The organism is Hydrocoleum sp. CS-953 (genome assembly GCF_002260545.1).
Taxonomy (GTDB): Bacteria; Cyanobacteriota; Cyanobacteriia; order Cyanobacteriales; family Microcoleaceae; genus Trichodesmium.
On the sequence record NZ_LGSU01000572.1, the window covers coordinates 1 to 3,692 of the forward strand.

General features: G+C 33.7%; 1 protein-coding gene and 1 pseudogene. Both read right to left on the minus strand.

The window, feature by feature from the left end; genetic code table 11:
• Window positions 1–461 precede the first annotated feature (461 nt).
• Complete coding sequence (gene urtA / locus AFK68_RS06185; RefSeq protein ID WP_094672021.1) at window positions 462–1,706, minus strand: urea ABC transporter substrate-binding protein; 1,245 nt, start codon at window positions 1,704–1,706, stop codon at window positions 462–464.
• A gap of 14 nt (window positions 1,707–1,720) precedes the next feature.
• Window positions 1,721–2,004, minus strand: a pseudogene (locus tag AFK68_RS43310) (transporter substrate-binding protein); the annotation flags it as partial.
• Window positions 2,005–3,692 lie beyond the last annotated feature (1,688 nt).

The following is a 3,692-nucleotide window of genomic DNA, read 5'->3' on the forward strand; positions in this document are numbered from 1 at the left end:
GTAATCTATGACTTATATCAGTACCTCCCCTTGAAGTCGGAGGCTTGAAAATCTGGAATTTTCTTTTTTATGAGGACTTACGCAGAGGTACTATAGTTTATATATATAATATATATAGAGTTAAAAAACTATAACGTTATAGTTTTGAACGCTACATACATGGTCTTTCCGTAAGTCCTAACCTTGTACAGTAGATGGTGCAGCCAAGAGGAGGCTTGAAGCCGATACTATTTTGTTAACAAAAGCTAACAATGCACAATAAGATTAACTTATTGAGGGGGTATCTCCCAAAGTGATAGAAGGATGTTCTACCACGCTTTTAATAAAGATTCCGCGAGCGCCGTTTAAATCACGGTCAAGTCGAAATCCATTACTACCAAAAACAACTTTTTTGCCACCTAAATTATTAATAATTTCACCAGTCCAACTAACAGTTTTACTCCTGTAGGCTTATTTATTGGTCAATATTGACAAATTCTACCATTAGTCTCAGGTAATAACTCATTCCACGGTTCGGGTTGAATAGTTTCCGGTGTAGAAAAAATTATCTCAAATAAACCATCATTTCTCACTTCACCGATTCTAAAATATTTAGAAAGATGATGATTATTTTCCATTTTTACCTTTGCTTGAGGCGCATTAAAAGTTTGACCTAAAGCAGCTTGACTTACTTTTTCTAAATCATTCGCTGTACCTGCTTTTTCAACTGCTTGCTTCCATAAATAAACCATTATATAAGCAGCTTCCATTGGGTCATTAATAACTCGATTATTTCCATATTTTTCTTGGAATTTTTGGATAAATTTTTGGTTTTCTAGAGTATCAACAGTCATAAAATAATTCCAGGCTGCATAATGACCAATGAGATATTCTATGCCAATTTCTTTGACCTCAGCTTCACCAATACTTACAGACATAACGGGATATTTATTAGGTCTTAAACCAGCAGCACTTAATTCTCTAAAAAATGCTATATTACTATCACCATTTAGAGTATTGAATATCACGCCACCGTTGGGTAATTTGGCGATAATTTCTGCAATAATTTCTTTAAATTCTTTACGGCCTAGAGGAATATAATTTTCTCCTAATATTTCCCCTCCAAGATTAGATATTTTGGCTTGAATTATAGCATTGGCTGTCCGAGGAAAAACATAGTCAGAACCAATTAAAAAAAATTTTTGACCCTTATTTTCATACAACCATTTAACCGCAGGTTCAATCTGTTGATTTGGTGTTGCACCTGTGTAAAATACATTTTTAGAACATTCTTGACCTTCATATTGTACAGGATACCAAAGCAAATGGTTTTGTGACTCAAATACAGGTAAAACAGCTTTTCTACTAGCTGATGTCCAACAACCAAATACTGTTACTACTCGATCTTCTTTAATTAATTTAGTTGCTTTTTCAGCAAACATTGGCCAATCTGAAGCTCCATCTTCTATAATTGGTTCGATTATTTTTCCTAATACACCTCCTAATTTGTTAATTTCTTCAATTGCTAATAATTCGGCATCTACAACATTTTTTTCACTAATTGCCATTGTGCCTGTTAATGAATGTAATATACCGACTTTGATAATTTCTGGTTCATTTTTTGATGTTAAATTATTCTGATTCTGGCAAGCTTTGAGTAGTAAAGCTGAGGTTATACCTAGAGCGTTATTGATTAAAAATTTCCGTCTATTCAGTCGATTTAGCATTATCTTTTATCAANTGCCAATCTGAAGCTCCATCTTCTATAATTGGTTCGATTATTTTTCCTAATACACCTCCTAATTTGTTAATTTCTTCAATTGCTAATAATTCGGCATCTACAACATTTTTTTCACTAATTGCCATTGTGCCTGTTAATGAATGTAATATACCGACTTTGATAATTTCTGGTTCATTTTTTGATGTTAAATTATTCTGATTCTGGCAAGCTTTGAGTAGTAAAGCTGAGGTTATACCTAGAGCGTTATTGATTAAAAATTTCCGTCTATTCAGTCGATTTAGCATTATCTTTTATCAAAAGATGATTTTTTTGATCGAGAAGAATTCAAAAAAGTTATAGCACTTTTATTATGAATGATGTACGGTATTTTTTCACACTAAGCATGAAAAAAGAAGGCGACAAAAATAGAATCTCGAACGCAGATGCTGAAAAATATCTGCTACAATTCATTTGAGACAGCTAGTTCTATTATTTCCCCTTTTTTTCAATATTTATTCCTTCTATCCTAGATAAATAAAGCCTTCTTCCTTCTTACCTCTTGCTTACTTATACTATTTTTTACAAACACTTATTAAATTAGTAAGTACCTAAGCAAAATTGTTTACCTATTCCGATTCTCTGTGTTATTTATAATTATAAAAATTAAGTTTGTATAGATGTTTCATTAATTGATAATTGATAATTACCTCTGGTTAAAACCATCAGATTGAAGATCAGGAAATATTATTTCTTTTCTTGGTCGATTGGATATGGCTCACTTCGGAGTGGCTCTGCACTCTTCGGGAGACCCGCTCCTACGGACCCGCTTTGCTTTATATGTTGCGAAGCAAAACGCCATCCCATCCTAGGTCATGCTCCGCATTCATGTCGGCTCAAGCGCCGAAACGACCGCTTTTTTCCCCTATCCAAGGGGCAGGGCTGTTTCAAAGCCTAAATGAGTTAACAATTTAAGGAGAACTAGAGATGTTTAGGATCAGAAAATAGAGAAATTAGCCATATCAGTGCCGATTTTTCAGCTTCGGAGTGTCATTAAACTCTGTCTAAATATCTGGTTCAATTCCCTCAAATAACAACAATTNGAAAATCTAGGGTAAAGCGTGGAAAATTCTCCCCTGCTCCCTGCTCCCCTGCTCCCCTTCTGTCTTAACCAAGAATGAAACAGCCCTGCCCTTAAAAGGGGAGGTTTTAAACCAGAATTATTTAATTATTAATTATTAATTATTAATTATTAATAATTGGGTAATGTAAGCATTTCCTGCGGAATGCTGCGCAAACAGCTATTAGCGGTCAGCTCTTCCTAGGTCATGCTGCGCAAACAGCTTTGTAATAAACGATGTAATTCGATAGATTATTAAGGGTTAACTGATGGATTTTTACCGAATAATTAAGGTTTAAAGCCTCTCATGATCAAGGAGAAACAATGAATTTATTTTCCTTTTATTCAATCCTATCCGTTTTAGGGAGAGGTAATTATCAATTATCAATTATCAANATGAATTTATTTTCCTTTTATTCAATCCTATCCGTTTTAGGGAGAGGTAATTATCAATTATCAATTATCAATTATCAATTATCAATTATTGAACCATACTTTTAATTCTATGAAATCTCTAAATTGCTTTTTCCTCTGTTAAAGGAAATAAAGCTGTTTAGCTAACGCACAACTTCGTTAACGCTGCGCGACATGGAAAGCGGAGCATTCCGTTAGGAAAAAACGTAGTTCCTCCTCAGGAGGCTAGCTGTTAGCTGAACGCTGAATGCTTACTGTATAATTAATTTTGCACGACCACTTATCATCATTAAATTAGGTTTAAACCCTCGCCTTTAAAGAGAATAAAAAAATAAACTTGAGTATTTCAACTGTCCTAAGTCAGTACAATATACTGATAACTGATAACTCAAATAACCTATTACCTAACATCCCAAATATGTATCTCACCAAGAGTGATAATTACTAGCTCAAGTTATTTAT